Annotated in this window: 2 protein-coding genes; both read right to left on the reverse strand. The window is 29.8% G+C overall.

From position 1 onward, the window contains the following. Window positions 1-290 (reverse strand): metal ABC transporter permease (locus KPL37_RS19495; protein ID WP_216151716.1); only part of this gene is annotated, 290 nt, incomplete at its 3' end. Next, a partial coding sequence (locus tag KPL37_RS19500; RefSeq protein ID WP_216151717.1) for a metal ABC transporter ATP-binding protein occupies window positions 277-861 on the reverse strand: 585 nt, incomplete at its 5' end. The genes KPL37_RS19495 and KPL37_RS19500, both read right to left, overlap by 14 nt.

An 861-nucleotide genomic window follows, 5' to 3' on the forward strand; every position in this document is an offset into this window, starting at 1 on the left:
CCAACACTTAAAGACAGAACAACAACAAGTATTAGCTCAGCATATTTTTTAAAATAATCTCTTAAAAACTCAATTAATAATCCACAAAATGAAGTAAATACGAATGAACTCATTATAGGATTTTTGTTAAATAAAAGCCCAATTGCAACCCCAGCAAGGGAAGCATGGGCTAATGTATCACCAATCATTGAATATCTTCTAAGTACTAGAAAAAAACCAATACATGGACAAAGTATAGAAATTAATATAGAAATCATAAAAGCATTTTGCATAAAACTATATTGAAACATAAAAGTCATCTCCTTTGTTTGGTTTTAAGTATTCTTTAATATATTTATCAGGTGTACATAAATGACCCTTTCCTTTGGATAAATGATAAATAAGGGAAGAATTACTCATAGCAGCATTAAGGTTATGTTCAATGGCAATAACGGTTATCTTATTATTTTTATTTAAGCCTCTAATTAAGCTATAGATTTCTTTTTGGCTAGTTACATCAATTCCTGTTGATGGTTCATCTAAAATTAATAAATCAGGATCTCCTAACAATGCGCGTACTATAAAAATCTTTTGACATTGACCACCTGATAGTGTTCCTATTAGCGAATCCTTAAAATCGAGCATATTAATGGTTTCTAACCGCCTATTTACAAGATTCTTATCTTTGATTTTTAGTATTTTTCTGTAGCAATTAAGCATCTCATATACAGTAATAGGAAACTGTGAATTTAGAAAATCCGACTTTTGAGGCACATAGCCAATATTCTTATCGGCATTTACTATAGAACCTTTGGTAGGAGATAAAAATTTTAGTATTAATTTTACAAGGGTACTTTTACCGCAGCCGTTATCACCTAATAT

Origin of the sequence: Clostridium frigoris (genome assembly GCF_018861865.1) — a bacterium.
Lineage (GTDB): Bacteria > Bacillota > Clostridia > Clostridiales > Clostridiaceae > Clostridium_AD > Clostridium_AD frigoris.